The 21,233-nt window shown below is 58.8% G+C and carries 19 protein-coding genes; 13 read left to right on the forward strand and 6 right to left on the reverse strand.

Annotated elements, in window-relative coordinates:
* Positions 1–68 precede the first annotated feature (68 nt).
* Genes BLW03_RS03545 through BLW03_RS03575 form a run of 7 tightly spaced genes read left to right on the forward strand, consistent with a single transcriptional unit; the run spans position 69 to position 7,873 of the window.
* On the forward strand, positions 69–695 hold the full coding sequence (locus BLW03_RS03545) for a polysaccharide biosynthesis/export family protein (protein WP_074652377.1): 627 nt from the start codon (positions 69–71) through the stop codon (positions 693–695).
* Complete coding sequence (locus BLW03_RS03550; protein ID WP_074652378.1) at positions 695–1,996, forward strand: hypothetical protein; 1,302 nt, start codon at positions 695–697, stop codon at positions 1,994–1,996. Before BLW03_RS03545 ends, BLW03_RS03550 begins: the two co-directional genes overlap by 1 nt.
* Positions 1,997–2,004: 8 nt before the next feature.
* Positions 2,005–3,516 (forward strand): GumC family protein, encoded by a 1,512-nt coding sequence (locus BLW03_RS03555; protein WP_074652379.1) that lies wholly within the window; start codon positions 2,005–2,007, stop codon positions 3,514–3,516.
* A gap of 3 nt (positions 3,517–3,519) precedes the next feature.
* Positions 3,520–4,419, forward strand: a complete 900-nt coding sequence (locus BLW03_RS03560) for an ExeA family protein (RefSeq protein ID WP_074652380.1) — start codon at positions 3,520–3,522, stop codon at positions 4,417–4,419.
* On the forward strand, positions 4,416–5,351 hold the full coding sequence (locus BLW03_RS03565) for a CpsD/CapB family tyrosine-protein kinase (RefSeq protein WP_074652381.1): 936 nt from the start codon (positions 4,416–4,418) through the stop codon (positions 5,349–5,351). Before BLW03_RS03560 ends, BLW03_RS03565 begins: the two co-directional genes overlap by 4 nt.
* Positions 5,352–6,716, forward strand: coding sequence for a TIGR03013 family XrtA/PEP-CTERM system glycosyltransferase (locus BLW03_RS03570; RefSeq protein ID WP_074652382.1), 1,365 nt, complete (start codon positions 5,352–5,354; stop codon positions 6,714–6,716). It begins immediately after the preceding gene.
* Positions 6,713–7,873, forward strand: coding sequence for a glycosyltransferase (locus tag BLW03_RS03575; RefSeq protein ID WP_074652383.1), 1,161 nt, complete (start codon positions 6,713–6,715; stop codon positions 7,871–7,873). The genes BLW03_RS03570 and BLW03_RS03575 overlap by 4 nt, the downstream gene beginning before the upstream one ends.
* Here the strand turns inward: BLW03_RS03575 and BLW03_RS03580 are convergent.
* A complete protein-coding gene (locus tag BLW03_RS03580) occupies positions 7,870–8,952 on the reverse strand; it encodes a glycosyltransferase family 4 protein (protein WP_074652384.1) in 1,083 nt (360 codons plus the stop codon). The genes BLW03_RS03575 and BLW03_RS03580 overlap by 4 nt on opposite strands.
* A 46-nt stretch (positions 8,953–8,998) precedes the next feature.
* Here BLW03_RS03580 and BLW03_RS03585 point away from each other — a divergent pair, with 46 nt between their 5' ends.
* Complete coding sequence (locus tag BLW03_RS03585) at positions 8,999–10,075, forward strand: hypothetical protein (RefSeq protein ID WP_074652385.1); 1,077 nt, start codon at positions 8,999–9,001, stop codon at positions 10,073–10,075.
* Here BLW03_RS03585 and BLW03_RS03590 read toward each other — a convergent pair.
* A complete protein-coding gene (locus BLW03_RS03590) occupies positions 10,029–11,327 on the reverse strand; it encodes a UDP-glucose dehydrogenase family protein (RefSeq protein WP_074655744.1) in 1,299 nt (432 codons plus the stop codon). The genes BLW03_RS03585 and BLW03_RS03590 overlap by 47 nt on opposite strands.
* A gap of 83 nt (positions 11,328–11,410) precedes the next feature.
* On the opposite strand from BLW03_RS03590, the gene BLW03_RS03595 reads away from it, so the two are divergent.
* Together BLW03_RS03595 and BLW03_RS03600 are read left to right on the forward strand one after the other, a co-directional pair.
* On the forward strand, positions 11,411–12,604 hold the full coding sequence (locus BLW03_RS03595; RefSeq protein ID WP_074652386.1) for a glycosyltransferase family 4 protein: 1,194 nt from the start codon (positions 11,411–11,413) through the stop codon (positions 12,602–12,604).
* A 14-nt stretch (positions 12,605–12,618) separates the two neighbouring features.
* A complete protein-coding gene (locus BLW03_RS03600) occupies positions 12,619–13,809 on the forward strand; it encodes a glycosyltransferase (protein ID WP_244501942.1) in 1,191 nt (396 codons plus the stop codon).
* On the opposite strand, the gene BLW03_RS03605 is transcribed toward BLW03_RS03600, so the two are convergent.
* Positions 13,806–14,843, reverse strand: coding sequence for a sigma-54-dependent transcriptional regulator (locus BLW03_RS03605; protein WP_139285078.1), 1,038 nt, complete (start codon positions 14,841–14,843; stop codon positions 13,806–13,808). The genes BLW03_RS03600 and BLW03_RS03605 overlap by 4 nt on opposite strands.
* 346 nt (positions 14,844–15,189) lie before the next feature.
* On the opposite strand from BLW03_RS03605, the gene BLW03_RS03610 reads away from it, so the two are divergent.
* On the forward strand, positions 15,190–16,647 hold the full coding sequence (locus tag BLW03_RS03610; protein ID WP_074652388.1) for a sigma-54 dependent transcriptional regulator: 1,458 nt from the start codon (positions 15,190–15,192) through the stop codon (positions 16,645–16,647).
* A complete protein-coding gene (locus tag BLW03_RS03615; protein WP_074652389.1) occupies positions 16,647–17,105 on the forward strand; it encodes a DUF6982 domain-containing protein in 459 nt (152 codons plus the stop codon). Before BLW03_RS03610 ends, BLW03_RS03615 begins: the two co-directional genes overlap by 1 nt.
* Here BLW03_RS03615 and BLW03_RS03620 read toward each other — a convergent pair.
* Positions 17,102–18,028, reverse strand: coding sequence for an SDR family oxidoreductase (locus tag BLW03_RS03620; protein ID WP_074652390.1), 927 nt, complete (start codon positions 18,026–18,028; stop codon positions 17,102–17,104). The two genes, BLW03_RS03615 and BLW03_RS03620, sit on opposite strands and share 4 nt — an antisense overlap.
* 107 nt (positions 18,029–18,135) lie before the next feature.
* Between BLW03_RS03620 and BLW03_RS03625 the strand changes: the two genes are divergently transcribed.
* Positions 18,136–19,017, forward strand: a complete 882-nt coding sequence (locus tag BLW03_RS03625) for a glycosyltransferase family A protein (protein ID WP_074652391.1) — start codon at positions 18,136–18,138, stop codon at positions 19,015–19,017.
* Here the strand turns inward: BLW03_RS03625 and BLW03_RS03630 are convergent.
* Positions 19,014–20,039: a hypothetical protein gene (locus tag BLW03_RS03630; RefSeq protein WP_244501943.1), complete on the reverse strand. Its 1,026-nt coding sequence runs from the start codon at positions 20,037–20,039 to the stop codon at positions 19,014–19,016. The two genes, BLW03_RS03625 and BLW03_RS03630, sit on opposite strands and share 4 nt — an antisense overlap.
* Before the next feature lie 12 nt (positions 20,040–20,051).
* Positions 20,052–21,206 carry a GGDEF domain-containing protein gene (locus BLW03_RS03635; protein WP_074652392.1) on the reverse strand — a complete coding sequence of 385 codons (1,155 nt, stop codon included), beginning with the start codon at positions 21,204–21,206 and terminating at the stop codon, positions 20,052–20,054.
* Positions 21,207–21,233: the final 27 nt, after the last annotated feature.

Raw genomic sequence — 21,233 nt, forward strand, 5'->3', positions numbered from 1 at the left:
CTTTATCGCTCCTTTGGCACTCGCATTGCTCGCATCAGCCTTGCGATACAAGGAACGCCTAGGATCTCATGAAGTTCTTTTATTCTCTGCCATGCATTTCGCTCTCCATCGCGGTAGGCCTGGCCACCGCGCAGCAAGTTCAACCCATCGTCCCTTCGCGATCGCACGACGCAGCTCCAACGACCGCTGCGCCCTCGCCAGCAATCGTTCCGGCCGCTGCGGGGTATCGCATCGGTACGGAGGACGCGTTGCAGGTGAGCGTCTGGAAAGAGCCCACGCTCTCCGGCCCCCTATCCGTACGCCCGGACGGCATGATCTCCCTGCCGCTGGTTGGGGATGTGGAGGCAGCCGGCAAGACGCCGCAGGAGCTGTCGGACCTGATCCAGGACCGCCTGAAGAAGTTCATCCAGGATCCCCTTGTGACCGTCGTGATCACCGCCGCGAACAGCCAGAAGATCTATGTGCTGGGTGAGGTGCTTCACGTCGGCCAGGTTCCGTTGACCAACGGCCTGTCCGTCCTGCAGGCGATCTCCGCCTCAGGTGGACTTTCGCCTTATGCGAACGCGAAGAAGATGTACATCCTTCGTGCGGAAGCGGGCAAGCAAATCAAGATCCCCTTCGACTACCGGAAGATCCTCAAGGGTGAAGGCACTCCGCCGCAGCTTCTGGCCGGCGACACGATCGTGGTGCCCTAATGAAGAAGACCCTACTGCTCTTCCCCGCGATGATGTCCGTCTCCTGCCTGAACGCAGCATATGCGCAGGCAGCACCCACCGTTACCGCGACCGTGTCAGCCCCGGGCACCGTACCGGGACTCGCTTCTGCTCCGATCGCCGGCGAGTTCACTTACTCGCTTACGGCGTCCGAGTCCTACGTGACGGGCTACCAGGGCACGGACTCCGGCACCTCTACGAACCTGTCCGGCCAGGCGACATACGTCTCCAACAGCGAAACGCATCCGTTGAGCGTGCTGTACTCCGGCGGGTACTTCTTCGGCAACGGGAGTAACCTCAACTCGTCGTCGTATCAGAATCTTGGCGTCTCGCAGATTCTGAACACGCGTCGCTGGCGCCTGGGCATCGCAGACACCATCACCTTTCTTCCGTCGTCGCCTCTGTATGGCGTCTCCGGCGTTCCCTTCTCGGGAGACATCGGCACAGTTCCCATCACAACAGGCCAGATCCCGACCGAGTCGATCCTGACGAACTACGGCGAGCAGGTCAGCAACACGGTGGGCGGCAGCGTCTCTCGTGACATTACGGGCAAGACATTTGCCGAGGGCTTTGGCTCTTATACCGTCCAGCGCTTTCTGCAGACAGGGTTGAACAACGACGATGTGACTGCCTCCGCGTCGCTGGGTCATCGCTTCAGTGCGCGTGATACCGCATCGGCCAGCTACACGTATTCGAACTACAGCTTTGCCGGAACAGTCGCGGGCATTAACAACTTCGCCTTCACGGCCCACGGTGTCAGTGCCAGCTACAGCCACTCCTTCAACCGCAAGCTGAGCCTGCAGGTTTCGGCTGGTCCGGACTGGATCAGCAGCAATACTCCCGCGCTCATCCCGGATCGTGTTCTGTTTGCCAGTGCGGTGTCCCTTGGCTATGCGGGCCAGCGCACGCACGCGACGATCAGCTACAACCGCTCCCCCAACATCGGTTCCGGCGTATTGCTCGGAGCGCTGTCGGACAACATCAACCTGACGGCTCAGCATACGTTTTCGCGTAACTGGAGTGGCGGTATCACGGCGAACTACGGCCGCGCTGCCGGTCTTGCCACCCTGGCGGGCGAAAATGTTCTGACAAACAGCTTCTACGGCGGCCTGCAGGCGACGCGGCGACTTGGTGAGAATTTCTCAGCCTTCGGCAGTTACAGCGCCGCGACCCAGACGACGGATGGGCTTGCGCTGACACAAAACGCGTTCAATGGAACGGCGCACATTGTGACGGTCGGCCTTACCTTCTCTCCGCGATCGAAGCGCTTCGGACGGCCTTAAGGAAAAACATGCTTGGACATCGTCCCCTGAAGTTGGAAGATTACGTTGCGATTCTGAAGCGGCGCGCGCTGTTCATCGCGGCGCCCGCAGTTCTGTTGCCGATTCTTGCATTGCTGTTCTCTGCCACAATTCCCCCGCAGTTTGTCTCGCAGACACTTGTGCTCATTGAGCAGCAGAAGGTTCCCGACGAGTATGTGAAGCCGGTGGTCTCGTCTGACCTGGACCAGCGGCTTGCTTCCATGAAAGAGCAGATCCTCAGCCGTTCGCGCATCGAGCCAATCATTCAGCGTTTCAACCTGTATCCCGGTGCGTCCGCAGACGATCGACTTGATCGCGTTCGCAAGAACATTGACATCAAGCCCATTAAGTCAGAGATTGCCGGCGCAGGCGCCCTGCCGGGTTTCTTCATATCGTACCGCTCGTCCGATCCGCACACGGCACAGCAGGTATGTGGCGAGATCACATCCCTCTTCGTGAACGAAAATCTGCGCGCTCGCGAGCAGTCTGCGCAGGGAACGACATCCTTCATTGAAAGCCAGCTTGCCTCGGCCAAGAGCAATCTTGACCAGCAGGATGCCAAGCTGGCCGAGTTCCAGCGCAAGTACATCGGTCGTCTGCCGGGTGAAGAGTCGACCAACCTGAACATGTTGAATAGCGTGAACTCGCAACTGGAAGCCGCTACGCAGGCGCTTTCCCAGTTGCAGCAGCAGAAGGCGTACCAGGAATCGATGCTGACGCAGATGACGCACGAAGCGTCCCTCACGGCGCCCGTTGCGAGCAAGGCAGCCCCCGATGAGCGGCAGACACAGCTTGACGCTCTGCAGGCACAGGCCAACGAACTGAGCACACGCTACACGCCCGACTATCCCGACCTGATTTCGCTCCGCCGGAAGATCGCCGACCTGCGCCGCGAGATCAGTCGCTCCCCTTCCGCAGCAGCGGCGGCGGCAGCGCGCACGTCGGACTCCGCCGGCGTGCAGCAGATTCGCGCACAGATACAGGCGACGAACCAGGGCATTGCGGCCAAGCAGTCAGAACAGATGCAGTTGCAGAGCGCCATCAACGGCTACCAGGGCCGTCTGCAGGCTTCTCCGCAGGTGGAAGAGCAATACAAGGCGTTGACGCGCGACTACCAGACTGCTCAGAAGTTCTACGACGAACTGCTGGCCAAGATGAACCAGTCGCAGATGGCAACCGACCTTGAGCATCGTCAGCAGGGAGAGCAGTTCCGCGTGATGGATGAGCCGAACCTGCCAAACAGCCCGGAATATCCGAAGCGCAGCCGTTTCCTGCTGGGCGGCCTTGCTGCCGGCCTGCTGCTTGGCCTTGGCGTTTCGGCATTCCTTGAGTACCGCAATACCGCAATTCAGAACGAGGATGACGTCTTCGCATTCACCAAGTTGCCCACGCTTGCCGTCATTGCGCGCGCCGCAAATGCGTCCGATGAAGAAGAAGTGAAGATACCTGCCTGGAAGTTCTGGCTGAATCAGAACGCCCCGCTGCCCGAGAAGAGGGGCTAGCGCATGTATCGTGAGTTCTTCCAATTGGAAAAATATCCGTTTAACAACAGCCCTGATCCGGCGTTCCTTTGCATGCTGCCGCATGCACGCGAAGCGCTGGCGTGCCTCGAGTACGGCATCGCTGCAAGGAAGGGTTTTCTTGTGCTGCTGGGCGAAGTAGGCACTGGAAAGACGACCTTGCTGCGCAGCGCCATCAACACACTGCGCGGGACGTCCGTCCATACTTCCTTCATCTTCAATCCGCGGCTTGAGATGCTTGAGTTCCTGGAGTTCATGCTCTCGGACTTTGGCCTGACGCCCGTCAATAAAACCAAGTCCGGCATGTTGCTGCAGTTGAACCGTTGGCTCGTCGATCGCTTTGCGGCCGGCGACACCTGCGTGCTGATTGTGGATGAGGCACAGTCTCTTTCCACAGAGCTGCTCGAAGAAATTCGACTGCTGACCAATCTCGAAACGGACACACAGAAGCTGCTCCAGATCGTTCTCTCAGGGCAGCCTGAGCTCGAGTCGACACTGCGGGATCCCGGACTGCGGCAGCTACGGCAGCGGATTGCGCTATGGTGCAGAACGCAGCCGCTCACGCGGGAGCAGACCGGCGAGTACATGCAGCAACGATTGACCATTGCCGGCGCGAAGGAAGCGATCTTCCTGCCGGACGCCATCGACACGGTGCATCAGTTCAGCCGCGGCATCCCACGGCTGATCAACCTGCTGTGCGAACACTCGATCATCCTTGCGTACGTCGAGCGTCTGAAGCAGATTCCCGGATCGCTTGTATATGCCGTTGCCGCCGATCTTGATCTGGGCGACGACAGCGCGACATCACTGACCATGACAGGCGGGCCCCGGCGAACCGAACAGATTACCGCGGCTGCACGGCCGGATGAAAAGGAACGCTTATGAGCAAGATCTACGAGGCGTTGCTGCGCGCAGAGTGGGAGCGACTGACTCCCGAGGAACAAAAAGAGTACGACCTCAACCCCGATGCATTCCCAAGCATTGCATCCATCATGGGTCGCACGGAAACCTCTGCATCGATTGGTTCGATGACAGACGAAGCACAAGCGGTGCTTGAGCACCACCGTGCCTCACGCCCGCTTGGTAATGTTCGCCGAGCCACCTGGAAGCCCGATCTCGAGAAATTGCCGGCGTTGCAAAGCCGCAGTGCTTTCACGGAACAATTCCGCAGCCTTCGATCGCGGCTGTATGAGTACCGCGGCTTTAACAAGCTGAAGACGGTGCTGGTCAGCAGTGGCATGCCGAAGGAAGGCAAAACGTTCGTTGCGGCGAATCTCGCCCTGAGTCTTGCACGGTATAAGAACAACCGCGTGTTGCTGATTGATGGAGATCTGCGTCGGAACTCTCTGCACACGCTGCTCGGCTGCTCGGCGTCACCTGGCCTGTCGACCTACCTGAGCGGAGACGCAACCGCGCTTGAGGTCATGCAGCGGTCTGACCTGGAGCCGGAACCGGACTCTGAACATCCGCCGGTGTTGAGCGCTCTCACTTTCATCGCAGGTGGAGCTGGCGGAGACGCGGCTGCCGATCTCTCCGGCAACTCGCGCTTCGCGGAACTGATTCGCTTCGTGTCGCCACACTTCGACTGGATCATCGTGGACTCGTCGCCGGTGAATGTTGTGTCGGACGCTGTGAACCTGGCACCTGCCTGCGACGGAGTGTTGCTGGTGGTACGCGGCGGACAGACGCCTTACGAAAGCGCGCAGCGTGCGCAGAAAGAATTCGCCACGGCCAATCTTCTCGGCGTTGTGTTGAACGGCGTTGAGAACGTACCTCATCAGGCCTACTACGGCTACGGAACGGAGCCAGAGAAGTAGATGATCCGGTTCCTAAACGTCTATTACCCAACGCGCTCGGTTCTACAACTTCTCTCCGAGGCCTTCATCATCTGCTGCTGCTACCTTGCAGCGGCTTCGCTGGTGCTGCGTTCCGACACCATCAAGGTACTGACGTACGAACACAACCTGGCCAAGGTCTTCGCCCTGACGCTCGTGACTGTCGTCATCGCGTACTACTGCGACCTGTATGAGCCCCAACTGATCTCGGGTCCTGGTGAGATCCACCTCCGCATCTTGCTTGTGCTGGGCCTTGTAAGTTTTCTGGCTTCGGCTGTTCTGTATGTCTTCCCTTCCTTCGGGATTGCGCGCTACATCACGTCTGCGGGCATCATTCTGATCGCCTTCGCCCTCATTGTCTGGCGGCAGGTGTTTGAGTGGATGCAGGAACGCGAGATGTTTCGGGAGCGCGTCGTCATCTTTGGCAACGGCCCCTACGCCGAAGGCCTGGCGAGCCTGATCAGCAGCCGCCGCGACGTTGGCATGGAGCTGGTGCAACCCACCGATGCCAACGGCGATCCGGTCACTGCGAACCACATCGTGGAATGGATCGAGGCTTATCAAAAGCCGATTCATCGCATCGTCGTTGCAATGGAAGACCGCCGCGGCGGGCTTCCGGTCGATGACCTGCTGGCGGTGCGCTTTCGTGGCATACAGATCGAAGAAGCAAGCGCGCTGTATGAGCGGCTATCCGGCAAGATTGAACTCAGCAGCCTGAGGCCCAGCAGCTTTCTATATGGCGGAGGATTCCGCATTCAGCCATCGCAACTGGTTACCCGGCGTCTTGCCTCGATCCTTGCGGCAGGCCTTGGACTGCTGATCTTCGCACCGTTCTTCCCGCTGGTCGTCCTGCTCGTCAAGTTGTCCTCGCCAGGGCCCATCTTCTTCCGACAGGTCCGCGTGGGTGAAGCTGGCCGGAACTTCTATGTGTACAAGTTCCGCAGCATGCGGACGGATGCAGAGAAGGGCGGCGCACGATGGGCGAGCAAGAACGATCCTCGCGTCACAAAAGTCGGCATGCTCATGCGCAAGACGCGCATCGATGAAGTGCCGCAGCTATGGAATGTCCTGCGCGGCGACATGGGTTTCGTTGGTCCCAGGCCGGAGCGTCCCGAGTTTGTGCCATGGCTGGCGGAGCAATTGCCGTATTACAACCTGCGGCACCTGATTCGTCCGGGACTCACCGGCTGGGCGCAGGTGCGCTACGGTTACGGCGCCACGCTGGAAGAGAGCCGCGAGAAACTGCAGTATGACCTGTACTACGTAAAGCACTCATCCCTTGGCCTTGATTTGCTGATCATGTTTGAGACGATCAAGATCATCCTTCGCCGCCGGGGCGCGCAGTGAAAGCGCTGTTCTTCGTATCCATCGCGATCGTGCTGTACACCTATGCCGGTTACCCGTTGCTGATGGCGCTGATCGCGTGGCTGCGACCGAAGCCATGGGTGAACTCCACGGAGCCGCGGTCAGCGAGTGTGATTCTGCCGATCCACAATGGCCACTCGCTGCTGCCGTGGAAGCTTCATAGCCTGCTGGCGATGGATCCAGCCGTTGTCAAAGAGATCATCATTGTTCTCGACGGCTGTACGGATGGTTCCGCCGAATGGCTGGCATACATTACCGATCCGCGGCTTCGCACCGTGGTGATGGAAGAACAGGGTGGCAAGGCGGCTGCGCTGGGCCGCGGCATGTCGCTGGCAACGGCCGAGCTGCTGCTGTTCATCGATATCCGACCTGAGGTCACCGAGTCTGCGATTCGGCAATTGACCAGCAATTTCGCGGACCCGACCGTCGGTTGTGCCGTGGGCGAGTTGCGCGTCCGTATCGATTCCGCACATGGCGAAGGAACATCCGCCATTGGTGGCCTGTACTGGAAGTACGAGCAGTGGATTCGCAACTCAGAAGCCGCGTATGACTCTCCTGTCGGTGTCTACGGCGGCTTCTACGCGATTCGTCGAACTCTCGCTTCCAACCCTCCGGAGGGTCTCATCCTCGATGATATGTTCCAGCCGCTGAATGTCATCCGGCAGGGCTATCGTAGCGTCGTGGATCAGGAGGCGCTGGTGTACGATCGCTGGCCCAGCACGGCTGCTGGAGAGTTCCAGCGCAAGGTGCGCACGCTTGCGGGGAACTTCCAACTGGTGGCTGAGAATCCGTGGATCCTCTCGACGGAGAACCGCGTGCTCTTCCAGCTCGCCTCTCACAAACTGCTTCGCCTGATTGTTCCCTACTGCCTGACGGCCATGTTCGTCAGCGCAGCCTGGCTCGCGCCGCACTCCTCCGCGTGGTTCGGTGTTGCGTGTGTCCAGACCTTGTTGTTGTTGGTGGCGCTGCTCGGCCTGCGTATGCAGGTGCCGCTCATCGGCAAGGCGGCGTCCGCACTGAGCGCTCTGCTGCTGTTGAATGCCGCGGCTGTCTGGGCACTGTGGACGTTCGCCTTCACGCCCGGGCCGCTCTGGAAGATCTGGCGACCCACTCCTGTCCAGCAGGAACCCGCAGGTTAGGCTGAAAGAGAGCGCTTGCCGGTGCGGTACAGCCTGGCATATGCGGCTTCCATGCATTCCAGGGTAAATTCACGCTCGTAGGTTTCTCGCGCGTTCCTGCTGAGCTCTTCCCGCAGCGCTGGATCCTGCATGATCCGAAGAATCGACTCGGCCATGGCCTTCGCATCACCGACAGGCGATATCAGTCCACCGTGTGAAAGAGCAAGAATCTCCTGCATGCCACCCACCGCAGTCACCACCAAGGGAAGTCCAAGCGACATGCCCTGCAGCAAGGACATGGGAAGCCCTTCCGAAGTGGAGGACATTGCAATGGCATCGGCCGCGCTGAAGAAGCGATCGGTACCTACCTGCTGCCCCCAGAAGGTGACGACATCAGACAGGTTCAATTCACGAGAGAGAGTCTCCAGAGAGGCACGGACCGGTCCATCCCCGACGATGGAGAGTCGCAGGCGCGGATCGACCTGATGTGCGAGCGCGACGGCCTTTAGCAGCGTGCCCAGATCCTTGATGGCGGCCACCCTCCCCACGAACAGCAAGCGGAAGATCCCATCCTGTCGCAGATCGGAAGGAGCATGCTGGACGGCTGAAGCTCCGTTGTAGACACGGACGATTCGATCAACGCGTGCCAGGGGGGTTCCACGAAGATTCGTGCAGGTGATGTCGCAGATGCCGACGACCCAATCCAGGCATCTCGAGATGATGTTGAACTTAATCTCAGCCGCAGTGTCATACGGAGGGGAAACCAGGCTATGCCGCGTGGCCAGAACACATGCCGCTCCGGAAAGCCGGGCGCCCAGGGCAGCCTGAAGCGTCGGCGCGGGATTATGACAGTGAACGACGTCAGGCCGCATGACACGAAAGAGGCGCAGATAACGCAACACCGTTTTTGCGGGATGCGCCTCGCCCATTACATGAATGTTGATACCTTCCTCAAGAAGTCTTTCTCCTAGTATTCCCAGCGTGCTGTAGGCGCATACTGTTACATCGTGACCTTTTTTGCGCTGCAAGCGGCTGAGCTGCGCAACCAACATCTCGGCTCCGCCCATCTCCATGCTGTAAACAACGTGCACGATCTTCATCCGTAATCAAACGATACGCGATGGAGACGATGCCACTGGATAAGCGATGAATCTTCCTAGACACGCCGAGCTGTGGCTTGCGCCATACCTCAAGAACCGGCTTGAACACGCTCTGAACCGCACTCCCCCCAAGCGGTTGTGGGTGTCCCTGACAGACCACTGGGAGCCGTGGGGAGGAAACGCGAGCGAAGAGACGGCTACTGCGCGCGTCAAAGCATGGACCGATCACTGGCCCAAGATCGCATGGGACGCACCGCCCGACGCAACGGGCCGGCCCCCTTGCTACACCTTCTTCTATCCGCAGGAGGAGTACCACGCGAAGACGCTGAGTGCCCTGGAGCCGATGGTGGCGGACGGCGTCGGCGATGTGGAAGTCCACATTCACCACAAAGACGACACAGCGGAAACTTTCTCGGAAAAGATTCGGCACTTCTGTCAGCAGCTTCGGTACGACCACAACATGCTGCGCGAGCGTGACGGCCAGATCATCTTTGGGTTCATTCACGGGAACTGGGCGCTGGACAACTCCTACCCCGACGGACGCCTGTGCGGTGTGAACGGTGAGATCTCCGTGCTGTCGAAGCTTGGCTGTTATGCGGACTTCACCATGCCTTCCCTGCCCTCGGTGACGCAGGGTCGCGTCGTGAACCAGGTCTATTGGGCGACTGGATCGCCTGACCGCAGCAAGAGCTACGATCGCGGCGTACAAGCGACAGTAGGCGGCGGGCGTCAGGGCGAGTTGTTGCTGATTACAGGCCCGCTGGGCGTTCGCTTTCGCGGCCGCCTGGTGCCGCGTATCGAAACAGGTGAGATCGCCGTCTATGACTGCCCGACGGCATACCGCGTGGAGCGATGGCTTGACCTTGCCCCGCGCATTGGCGACGATCTGTTCCTGAAGCTGCACGCGCATGGTGCTCGCGAAGACAACGCCCGCGCGCTGCTTGGAACGGGAGGACTTGCTCCCATGTTCCGCTGGCTTGCACAGGCGGCGGCCCACCGCGGTATGGAACTACGGTGGGCCAGCGCCTTTGAGATGGCCTCGGCGGTCGAGAGGCTGACGCAATCGCGCCCGGACGCTAGTTCGCTGCCGGTGGCCGAGAGGGCTTCAACGAAAGCTTTGTGAGATCCAGCACGGGCAGACCACTGTTGCGGATCGCGGCGGCTGTTTCGGCGGTGGGTTTCTGCGCAATCACGATTGCGTCGACCGCGCCGAGCAGCCCGTCAAGGGTCCGCTCCATCAGGCGACCGATGTGTGGAAGGGCCGAGACCACGAAGCTGAGATTGCTTCCATAGATCTCATCGAGACGAATATGCGGATCGAAGATGCGCGTCTCACGACCTTTGCCGAGCAGGTGCTCGACGATGGTGATAACAGGGCTCTCACGAAGGTCGTCCGTGTCTTCCTTGAAGGCAAGGCCGAAGATGCCAATTCGCTTGCCGGGTAGAGCAAAGATGTCCCGGATGCTGCGACGAAGATGTTCCTCGTTTGCCGGCAGGACCGCTTCCAACATCGGCAGCTTCACGTCCAGGCGTGAGGCACGGAAGGTCAACGCTCGCAGATCCTTTGGCAGGCACGATCCACCGAACGCAAATCCGGGCTTCATGTAAGCAGGCGAAATATTTAGTTTCACGTCCTTACACATGGTTTCCATGACCTGCATAGGATCGACCCCAAGTTCGGCGGCAAGCGAACCAATCTCATTCGCGAAACCGATCTTGACGGCATGGAAGGCATTGCAGGCGTACTTGATCATCTCGGCAGTGCGCAGGGATACGACAGCGCGTTCGACGGGCAAACCGTCATACAAGCCCGCCACGAGCTCAGCAGCAGCCTCTGTGGTCCCGCCAACGACCAGCAAGGATGGCTCCAGGAAGTCCTTGACCGCAGTGCCCTCACGGAGAAACTCCGGATTGGAGGCAACGGCGACATTCGCGTGCGAGGAGAAGATGGTCTCCTGCAGGCTCTCGCAGGTACCGGGAAAGACTGTGCTGCGGACCGTAACGACCAAGGGACGCTCGCGTGGCTGCATCAGATCGGCGATCTCCGCACACACGCGCCGTAGTTGGCTCAGATCGATGTTGCCGTTTGCCTGGGAAGGCGTGCCGACACACAGGAGCACGACGTCGGCCTGTGCGATCGCCTCAGCATCAAGCCCACCCGCCCGTAAACGTCCCGCGGAGACGTTCTGCTCGATCAGTTCTTCGAGCCCCGGCTCGTAGAAGGGCGAACGCCGCTGGTTGATGGTGGATACTTTGTACTGGTCCCGGTCAACACCGAGAACTTTATGGCCCAGGGAAGCAAGACATGCGGAACTGACGCATCCAACATAGCCGAGCCCCATAACGATTACATTCTTACTTGAAGCGCTTTCCATGAACATCCTTGCTGCGGCGCGTATGCACGCGGACGCACGTGAGTGTTATACGTAAAAAGGTTTGAAGGAGTTGTGCCGCAGACATGAAGATCCTCTGGGTCAGTCCTTTTTTCCTTCATCCAACAGATCGCGGCGGCCAGATACGGACACTCGGCACTCTTAAAGAGTTGCACAAACGTCATGAGGTCCACTTCTGCGCATTGAATGCTTCCAGTAACACGGAAGGACCACAGCGCGCCGGGGAGTACTCCACCCGATCCTTTGCAGTTCCTCATGATCCCATCCCGCGGGCTTCCCTTCGCATTCTGCCGCAACTCTTTCAGGCAATCTTCTCGCCGATACCACTCGCCGTCTCTCGATACCATTCCACCGCGCTGGAGCGGGTCATCGCCGAAAGACTGGCGGAAGAACGCTACGACTCAGTGGTATGCGACTTCCTGGCATGTGCCCCGAACTTCCGCGAGATGGAACCCGCTGTGCTATTTCAGCACAACGTAGAGACAACAATCTGGCAACGTCATGCGGAACAAACTTCATCGTCGCTTCGCCGACGCTTCTTCGGGTTGCAGGCCCGCAAGATGGCGGCGTATGAAGCACAAATCTGCCGTAGATCGCGGTTTGTCATCGCCGTCTCAGACATTGATGCGAGTCGCATGCGCAATGACTTCTCGGTCACTCGGGTCGCCAGCGTGTCGACCGGCGTGGACGTCGATTCGCTCGCGCCACCACCCCATGCTGACCCGGTCAGCGATCTGATCTTCTCAGGCTCGATGGACTGGCTGCCCAACATCGATGCGATGGAGTTTTTTCTGAAAGAGATCTTCCCGCTGGTGCAGCAGGAGCTACCCAGAACCACGCTGACCATCGCGGGGCGTGCGCCGGACGAGCGCGTCCTGCGCGCCGCAGAGGGAGTCGCAGGCGTCACCGTGACTGGCAGTGTCCCGGACATGCGCCCTTATCTTTGGGGATCGAAGGTTTCGATCATCCCCTTGCGTATCGGCGGCGGGACACGCCTTAAGGTCTACGAGAGCATGGCTGCGGGCGTGCCCATTGTCTCAACGACCATCGGAGCCGAGGGCCTTACGTATACTCCGGGTCGTGACCTTTTGATTGGCGATACTCCCCAGCAGTTCGCACAGCAGTGTGTGCGGATGTTACGCGATGCGGACGATCGTGCCGCAGTAGCCGGTAATGCCATGCGACTGGTCCGGGACAACTTCTCATGGGCCGCTGTCACCCAGGAGTTCGAAGCGATTCTGCAGCAAAATCGCCTATAGGTGCGAAGCAAGGTATGTTGAGCGAACTGAAGCGGCGAAAGCTGAAAGTGGCAGTCATTACCGATTACTTCCCAACCTCCGTGCAGCCGTGGGCCGGCCACTCTGCGTACCAGACGCTTCTAAGGCTTGCGAAGCAGTGTGATGTGGAAGTGTTTTACCCCGAATCGGTGTATCCCAAGGTCTTCACCCCACGGAGCCGGACTTACCATTCGCTGGACCGGACCTATGAACCACCTGGCTTGGTCACACACTATCTTCCGTTCTGGGCGATGCCTGTGATCTCCCGTCCTTTGAACGGATGGCTCGCGGCTCGCGCCGTTCGCAAACAAGTGGAAGCGTTTGCACCGGATGTCATCCTGAGCTACATCGTCTATCCGGACGGGTATGCCGCAGTCCGAGTCGCCAGGCGCCTCCACATTCCTGCCGTACTCACGGCGATCGGCTCTGACCTGAACCGCATCAGCGGTTCGCTTGTGAAGCGCATGACACGCTACGCACTGCGCAGGGCGACGGCGGTTGTAACCGTCAGTCGTGATTTACTCGTGACGGCTCGGCGCCTGGGCGCACGGGTCGAGCGCAGCGAAGCCATCCTGAACGGATGCGACACCCAGAAATTCAGGCCAAGGGATCGCCTCTCCGCACGCAAGACGCTGGATGTACCGCTCAACCAGCAGATCGTGCTGTACGTCGGCCGGCTTGACCTCCGCAAGGGCCTCATCGAACTCATCGAGGCAATGGCAGCCCTGCGCCAGCGCCGGCCCAAAGTGCACTGCTACATCGTGGGCGAAGGAGCGGATCGTACCCTGCTGAACGATTGCGTGGCGCGCTGTGAGATGGAATCGCACATCACCTTCGTCCCATCCTGCTCGACCGAACGCGTTGCGACCTGGATCGCCGCTGCAGACCTGCTCACCTTGCCTTCGTATAAAGAAGGCTGCCCGAATGTGATCCTGGAGAGTCTCTGCTCCGGCCGGCCAGTGGTTGCGACGAACGTGGGCGGCATCCCCGAGCTCATGGACGAGGCGAGTGGCAGGCTCGTCGCACCGAAGAAAGTGGATCAGCTTACCCGGGCGCTCGATGAAGTCCTATCGGAGCATTGGAACGCGGACGCATTGGCGGACAAACACCATAGGAACTGGCAGGATGTCAGCGATGACCTGTATGCAGTGCTGGAAAAGGCGACCGGAATAACCGACCGCTCCTAATAGTTCGCGGCGTGAAGGGCGCTGGAAGGAATCGTATGCACGTTGGACTCGTTATGCTGCGAAGCACCGTAGTCGCTTAGCTTGTACAGCAACGAGCGGTAGCTGATGCTGAGCCACTTCGCCGTCTTCTGCCGGTTCCAGCCGTTCGCCTGCAGAACCTTCAGAATGATCTGACGCTCGAGATCCTGCGTGACTTGCCGCGTGATTTCTTTCAACGCGACAGGGTGGCTCACGTCCACCTGATCCAGTGCCCAGTTGCGAGTCAGACCATTCTTTGAATCCATAAGCTCACGCGTGATGAGTTCTTCGGACCCCATGAGCACGAAGTTCCGGAGCAGGTTATCCATCTGGCGTATGTTTCCCGGCCAAAAGTATCCCTCCATCATCTGCATCACGTCCTGGGAAAGAATCGGTCGCGGCCGCATGGTTTCGCGTGAGTGCTTCTCAAGAAAGAATTCGACCAGGCCACGGATATCCTCTGACCGCTCTCGAAGAGGTGGCAGAATGACCTTGACCGCATTGATGCGATAGAGCAAATCAATTCTGAATTTGCCTGCGTCAATCAAGCCCTGCAAATCCACAGTGGTCGTGGAGATCACCCGCACAAACCGCCCGCCGGAAGGCCTCGTATCGTGCTGATTCAGTATGATGAGAAGCTTCGACTGTGATGTCAGATCCAATTCGTGGATACCATCCAACAGCACGGTGCCACCGTCACGGAGCAATGTCGCCAGTTCCGATTCCGCTGAACTAGCTTCGAGCAAATCGTCTAGTACTGTTGTGATCTCTTCCCGGGAGACGCAACTCAGCTTGGCGAGGCGATCCGAATTCTTGGACTGCAGATGAAGCAGTTCAGCTACAACATCCTTGCCGGTTCCGCTCTCACCTTCAAGCAGCACCGGAAGATCCGTCTGCGCGAGAAGTTCGAGGTTCCGCCTGATCTGTTGCATATGGAGCGTGCGGCCGAAAAACGAACTCGCAAACGTCGACGAAGGCGAGAGAAAGGGCCGCTTTGCAGGGTTCAGAAGTGTCATCAGATTGCTGCTCAAAGTTGTGTTGTGCACACCAACAGCCAATCGCGAAAGCGATTGCACGACACGCCAATTTGTGCCATCTTAAGCAAGTTTTAAGTGGTGATGTGCAAACTGGTTGCCTGCCGAGGCGAAGGTGGGCACAGACAAATTAGGCCCGGTAAAACATTTATCGCTTTTATGAAATAAATCACCACTATGACGTCACGACCTAAATAATTTTTGGCCCACTTTAGCCCATATGCAACGTTTTGCATGTATTGCCTATCAAAGGGAAAGGCGGTACTTTGGTTAGCAACAAGCACCTCAAGTAGCGATCCATTTACCACTTCTCTCCCCGGAGTTTCCCGTGTCCACATCAGCACTGCTGCCGCAGGCTCGTCAATTCACAGCACGCCCGCAGGTTGTTGTGTTCGATCCGAATGTTCGCCTCCTCGAGTACATCCGGGAGAACCTGGGCGATACCTACTCTCTGCATCTCTTCTCCGAGAAGGCTTCGCTGTGGCGTGAACTGACGTCGGACCGCAAGCCGGACATGCTGCTCTTCGCCTGGGAGAACGCTGGCGAATCGCTGATCCTGCTGCAACAGATCATGGGACAGGCAGGATCTATACCAGTCCTCGTACTGGCTTGCACGCCAGACACACACGAGATGCGCCTCATGATGACTATGGGTGTGCGGGCTGTCGTCCTCAAGCCTTTTGACGAGCAGGATCTTCAGCGGGTCCTCGAAAAGCATCTGCGCCCAGCCGGCCCCGAAGCTCCGTTCGTCATGTCCCCGCAGAAGGACGTCGAGATCCCCCTGGGCGACGATCGTTACTTCGTACGTGCCAGCCCGGCCATGCGCGCGCTCGAGCAGCAGGCGAAGATCATTGGTGCGTCGGACATCCCGGTGCTGGTGCTTGGTGAGAGCGGCACTGGCAAAGAAGTGCTGGCACTCTTCCTTCATAAGAGTTCGGCACGCAGCAAGCAGACATTTCTAAAGGTGAACTGTGCGGCAATGCCCGCAGATCTTTTGGAAAGCGAACTGTTCGGATATGAGCAGGGTGCCTTCACCGGTGCGGCGAAGGCCAAGCCCGGCAAGTTTGAAATTTGCAACGGCGGAACAATCTTCCTGGACGAGATTGGCGAGATGCCGGCCTCACTGCAGGCGAAGTTGCTGCATGTATTGCAGGACGGTACCTTCACCAGGCTGGGCGGCAAGACCCCGCAAAAGGTCGATGTTCGCGTGATCGCGGCGACCAACATCAACATGAAGCAGTCGATCGCGCAGAAGAGCTTCCGCGAAGATCTCTACTACCGCCTCAACGGTTTCTCTCTGGTGTTGCCACCACTGCGGGAACGCCGCGAAGAGATTCAACTGCTTGCCGACTACTTCATGCGTCGTGCGGCCGCAAAGTACAGCCGGAATACCCTGCCCTTCACACAGCGCATGATGCAGGCGATGACGGAATACTCCTGGCCTGGCAATCTGCGCGAGTTGGAAAACATCGTCTCGCGCTATCTCATCCTTGGCGACGAGATGTCCATCCTGTCGGAGCTGCATTCCGTTGCTTCAACGGCACACGCTGCGACGCCCACACTGACCCAGATGATCGAAGCACCGCGCACACGCCCTGAGCCCGCTGCGGGCGAGGGTCTCAAGAGCCTGGTGAAGAGTCTGAAGGGAGACGCAGAGGCACTGGCGATCCTGGAGGCTCTGGAAGCCAATCGTTGGAACCGGAAGGCCGCAGCCAAGAATTTGCAGATCAGCTACAAAGCACTCTTGTATAAGATCAAGAACTACAACCTTGGTGCGACGAAGTAATGGAAGAGCAGAGCAAGATAGTTATCAAACTTCCGGAGGGTATGGTCAAAGGCTATTTGACTGAAGATTCCCTGCGGAGTCTCCATACCCCCTCGGCTCATCCCGAGACCGTGATGGTCAAGCTGGCCGAAAACGGAACCGAGAAGGAGATCACGCTGCAGGATGCCAAAGGCATCTTCTTTGTGAAGGACTTCAACGGCAACGTCGATCATTCTGATCTTCGCTTTCACGATGGAGCGTCACCCGCAGGGTTTCTCTGGGTTCGGCTTACCTTCCTGGACGGCGAGATCCTGGAAGGCATGGTCAAGAACTCCTGCAAGTTTGTCGTCGCGCAGGGCATCTGGATCACGCCGACCGATCCCACAGGGAACAACCTGCTGATCTACGCGACCAAGTCGCACCTTCGCCACTTCGAGATACTGGGACTTCGGCAGAAGTCGCAACGCAGGGACGCTTAGTCCCTGCGCAGCATCTTTTCCAGCCCCTCTTCAAAGCTGACCGAGACACGATAACCTAGCACATCCTGTGCCCGTGAGATATCGGCCACGGAGTGACGAATGTCTCCCTCGCGCTCAGGCAGATAGTTCGGCCGCCCTTCAAAACCAAGCACGCGGCTGATTGCGTCAAAAGCCTGGTTCAGGGTCACCCGATGGCCCGTCGCGATGTTGTATACGCCTCCAGACGCCTTCGAAGGCGCCCGTACCGCCAGCAGATTTGCCTGCACGACGTTGTCGACATGGGTGAAGTCGCGACTGGTCTCGCCATCACCGAAGATGGTTGGGCACTCGCCGCCGGACATGAGAGAGATGAAACGCGCCAGGACACCCGAATACTGTGAGGATGGATCCTGCCGATCGCCGAAGATATTGAAATAGCGCAGTGCGACCGTCTCCAGACCGAAGACCTGGGCATAACTGCTCATGTAGAGCTCACTGGCCACCTTCTGGACTGCATAGGGCGAGACCGGTTCAGGGATCATGTCTTCGCGCTTGGGCAGCTCGGGGTTGTTGCCATAGGCTGCTGAAGATGCCGCGAACACGAAGCGTTTGACGCCCGCGGTGCGCGCCGCTTCCAACATCTGCAATGTGCCCTTCAGATTCGGGCCATCGGTGCCAATCGGGTCAGCTACCGACTTCGGAACAGAAGGTATTGCTGCTTCATGGAAGACGTAGTCCACGCCACGGCAGGCGGCCATGGTGGCATCGGGATCCTGAACATCGCCCTCAATGAACTCAATGCGATCGCGAAGGCCCGAGAGGTTTTCCAGGTTACCCGAGCTCAGGTTATCGAACGCTCGAACCTGTGCTCCTTCGGCTGCAAGACTATGCACTAGGTGCGATCCAATGAAGCCCGCCGCACCGGTAATTAAAACACGTGACATCCTGCTCCTATTGGCTCTGTGCGAACACTTGAAACCCAAATACCGGATCACGATACCATCTACCTGCAGTGCGGTGGTATGACGCATCCGGGGAATGGAGGAGCATCTTGCGCGTCAGCGTTGTTATACCCGCTTACAACGCGGAACCCTATCTCCACGAGTGCCTAAGCAGCGTGCTCACGCAGACACATCCCGTCGAAGAAGTGATCGTCATAGACGATGGTTCGACGGATCGCACGCGGAGTATCGCTGAGTCGTTTGGTTCACCGGTTCGCCTGCTGCAGCAAAAACAGGGTGGCCCCGCACGCGCGCGCAATCTCGGCGTCAAAGAGGCGCGTGGCGAATGGATCGCATTCCTGGATGCAGACGACCTCTGGCTTCCAGACAAGGTGAGAAAGCAACTGAGCGCGTTGGCTGCCGCTCCGGAAGCAGTCCTTTGCTACACGGGCCTGCTGGCGCTGAAGCTGGATGGCAGCAGGGTCGCGGTTCAAGCTCCAAGCCTGTCGCACGTGGATGCCATGTTGTCCTTGACGAACGTGGGCATCCCTCCATCCGCCGTGATGCTCCGTCGCGAGACCCTGTTGCAGGTGGGCGGCTTCAGCGACGTGCAGAAGGGCTGTGAAGACTGGGATCTCTGGTTCCGCCTTCGCAAAGTCGGCACGTTCTGCATTGTCCCGGAAGCTGAGACGGTCTATCGCGAGTCGCTGGGTGGGCTAAGCTCCAACGCAGAGCATATGTATCAGGACTTCCTGCGGATGCTCGATCGAGTGCTTCTGGCAGATAAGCATGGGTGGCAACGCCACGTGTGGCGCCGCCGCATCATGAGCTACCAGCAATACAAGGCAGCCATGACCGCCAGGCATGCAGGTCAATCAGCGATCGAGAGAAAGTTCCTCGCAGCGTCGCTCGCCACATGGCCTTCGCCGCTGTGGCATCCAGAGCGCTTCGCAGCTTCACTCGTCCATCTGCGTCGATCGCTCACGCGCTAGTGACCGGGACTGATGGGATTCACGCGTCCTGAGTCTGGCAGCAGACGAAACGCTGACTCATCCACGGCTTCGAAATCCTCTGCTTTCAGGAGCGAAAGCTTATGGAGATCATCGTCACTCCATCGCGAGTCGGGTACGCCGCTGAGGTAGAGCGCCCCGCCATTGTCGGCAAGGATCATGCCGTACTGCTTGAGCGCCACGGCGATGACACGCGCCTGCGGTGGCAGCTTTTGCACATCGAAGCTTGACCGTAGTCGAAAGCGCTGTCCCAGCGGGGCGTAGTTCGGCGACACCAGCTTCGAAGCCACATGCCGCGCAGGCCAGACATAGGCTGCCTGCGTCTGGGGCAGGGTGAAGCGAATGGCATGTCTGATCTGGCCTGCTCCGACTTCTTCGTATCGCACCAGGCCGGGCAGGATCGGCAGTCCCGCAGCGTCAGCCGACGTCTTATGTTCCGGACGGAGAGCATTGCTGGTCAGGTCCACGACGATGCCGGAGCCGACCTTCCATCCGTCACCCTTACGCTCTGCTGCAAACAACTCGTAGAGCACGCAGCGGCCCTCATCGATCAGCAGGATATGGCGATCTCCCATCCCCTGCGAGCCACCTTCAACCTTCGGATTCGGCGGGATGGGGTAGGGCACCGCATCGCTCTCATCCGCATAGTCAAAGCTGACCGTCTGCCCCGTCGTACCCGCGGGGACTTCAGTGATCGGAATACCTGCGATCTCCGACGTTCCGAAGTCGGGATGCACGCCGTGCAGAGGACCGATGCTGTCGATGTAGGACTGTGACTGAGGGGCCCTGGGCAGCTTGTCGATGCGTGTGTTCCACACATTGTCAGCGGGCAACACTGGACACGGCCCGAAGGATGGCCCGCCAGCGGCGGCCGTGGATTGAACCGCCCCAACCGGGCGACTGGCTTGGGGAACAGGCTTCGGCTGAAGAAGCACGTAGACCAGTAGAAGGACGGCTGCGATCACACCAAGGCCAATCCAGTTCATCTTTCGCTGCGGGGTCATTCCATCTTTTTACTACGCTGCTGTGAGGATGCAGTTCCGGCCGGCTGCCTTTGCCTCATAGAGTGCGCGATCCGCACGGTCGAACATGTCCTCAATGGTGTCTTCACCTCCACGATAGCTGGTGACACCCAGGCTAACGGTGATGCGAAGCACCTTATCCTCACCGCGAATCCTTAACTTGATGGGCTCTTCGATGTTTCTGCGGATGCGCTCTCCTACCAGTTCTGCAGCGTCTACCGACGCACGCGGAAGGAGTGCAACGAACTCTTCCCCGCCCCACCGTGCCAGAACATCGATCCCTCGAACGGAGTCCTGCATGCGCTCAACGCAGATGCGAATAACTTCATCGCCGGCATTGTGCCCCATGGTGTCATTCACCCGTTTGAAGTGATCGAGATCAACTACCAGTAAGGAGAATGGAACACTGGTGCGAAGGCTACGGAGTAACTCGCGCTGCATCCATTCGCGAAAGACGCGTCGATTCGCCAGGCGGGTCAGTGGATCGGTTCCGGCCATGTTTTCCAGCTTGGTCGTGAGTTGCAGCGTGGTGAGCCAGAAGAACCCTGCGAGCGCCCACAAGAAGCTGAGCAGATACAGGAAGATCGTGATGTTCTGGTACCAGTTCCCCATCAAAGGGCTTCTTGGAATCCAGTACCGGACAACAATGATGATCTTTGCGCCCTCTAAGAGCGCGAAGCTGCACATACCGGCAAACGTGAAGCGGATGGCATGGCGCAGGTGCTTCTTCCGCCTGGTCCACAGCAGTTGAGCATTGCGGCCCACCTGCAGCATCATCATGGCGCTGATAAGGATCACCCGCGCGCGATAGTCGTTATGTTCATAGGTTACAAACGGCAATGCGAGCATGCTGATCGCGACAACGGCGAGATTCAGCTTCGGGACACGCGCTTCGTTCTCCAGCAACTCAATCAGTGATAACTCGATCAGTACGTTTGCAAGTAGCCTGAGTTCACTGGCAAGGACCACGGAGAACATTAAGGGGAGAGTTCCATAGTAAGCGGCGAGCAACAGGCTTCCGCCACTGAGAGCCGCAGCACCAGACAGCCAGCCGAGCCCACGGAGCGCAGAACTGCTGAGGCGCACGGCCAACAGCCAAAGGCTTCCGGAGAGGAGCAGCGCCGCCGCAAAAATCATGACAACGCGCATTTCGATTTGTGGGCCGGAGCCGAAAAT

It is taken from the genome of Terriglobus roseus, assembly GCF_900105625.1.
Classification (GTDB): domain Bacteria; phylum Acidobacteriota; class Terriglobia; order Terriglobales; family Acidobacteriaceae; genus Terriglobus; species Terriglobus roseus_B.

Bases quoted from the DNA above. Each gene is read 5' to 3' on its own strand.
- BLW03_RS03545 (WP_074652377.1), top strand. From the start codon at position 69: ATGAAGTTCTTTTATTCTCTGCCATGCATTTCGCTCTCCATCGCGGTA.
- BLW03_RS03550 (WP_074652378.1), top strand. From the start codon at position 695: ATGAAGAAGACCCTACTGCTCTTCCCCGCGATGATGTCCGTCTCCTGC.
- BLW03_RS03555 (WP_074652379.1), top strand. From the start codon at position 2,005: ATGCTTGGACATCGTCCCCTGAAGTTGGAAGATTACGTTGCGATTCTG.
- BLW03_RS03560 (WP_074652380.1), top strand. From the start codon at position 3,520: ATGTATCGTGAGTTCTTCCAATTGGAAAAATATCCGTTTAACAACAGC.
- BLW03_RS03565 (WP_074652381.1), top strand. From the start codon at position 4,416: ATGAGCAAGATCTACGAGGCGTTGCTGCGCGCAGAGTGGGAGCGACTG.
- BLW03_RS03570 (WP_074652382.1), top strand. From the start codon at position 5,352: ATGATCCGGTTCCTAAACGTCTATTACCCAACGCGCTCGGTTCTACAA.
- BLW03_RS03580 (WP_074652384.1), bottom strand. From the start codon at position 8,952: ATGAAGATCGTGCACGTTGTTTACAGCATGGAGATGGGCGGAGCCGAG.
- BLW03_RS03585 (WP_074652385.1), top strand. From the start codon at position 8,999: ATGAATCTTCCTAGACACGCCGAGCTGTGGCTTGCGCCATACCTCAAG.
- BLW03_RS03590 (WP_074655744.1), bottom strand. From the start codon at position 11,327: ATGGAAAGCGCTTCAAGTAAGAATGTAATCGTTATGGGGCTCGGCTAT.
- BLW03_RS03595 (WP_074652386.1), top strand. From the start codon at position 11,411: ATGAAGATCCTCTGGGTCAGTCCTTTTTTCCTTCATCCAACAGATCGC.
- BLW03_RS03600 (WP_244501942.1), top strand. From the start codon at position 12,619: ATGTTGAGCGAACTGAAGCGGCGAAAGCTGAAAGTGGCAGTCATTACC.
- BLW03_RS03605 (WP_139285078.1), bottom strand. From the start codon at position 14,843: ATGACACTTCTGAACCCTGCAAAGCGGCCCTTTCTCTCGCCTTCGTCG.
- BLW03_RS03615 (WP_074652389.1), top strand. From the start codon at position 16,647: ATGGAAGAGCAGAGCAAGATAGTTATCAAACTTCCGGAGGGTATGGTC.
- BLW03_RS03620 (WP_074652390.1), bottom strand. From the start codon at position 18,028: ATGTCACGTGTTTTAATTACCGGTGCGGCGGGCTTCATTGGATCGCAC.
- BLW03_RS03630 (WP_244501943.1), bottom strand. From the start codon at position 20,039: ATGACCCCGCAGCGAAAGATGAACTGGATTGGCCTTGGTGTGATCGCA.
- BLW03_RS03635 (WP_074652392.1), bottom strand. From the start codon at position 21,206: ATGCGCGTTGTCATGATTTTTGCGGCGGCGCTGCTCCTCTCCGGAAGC.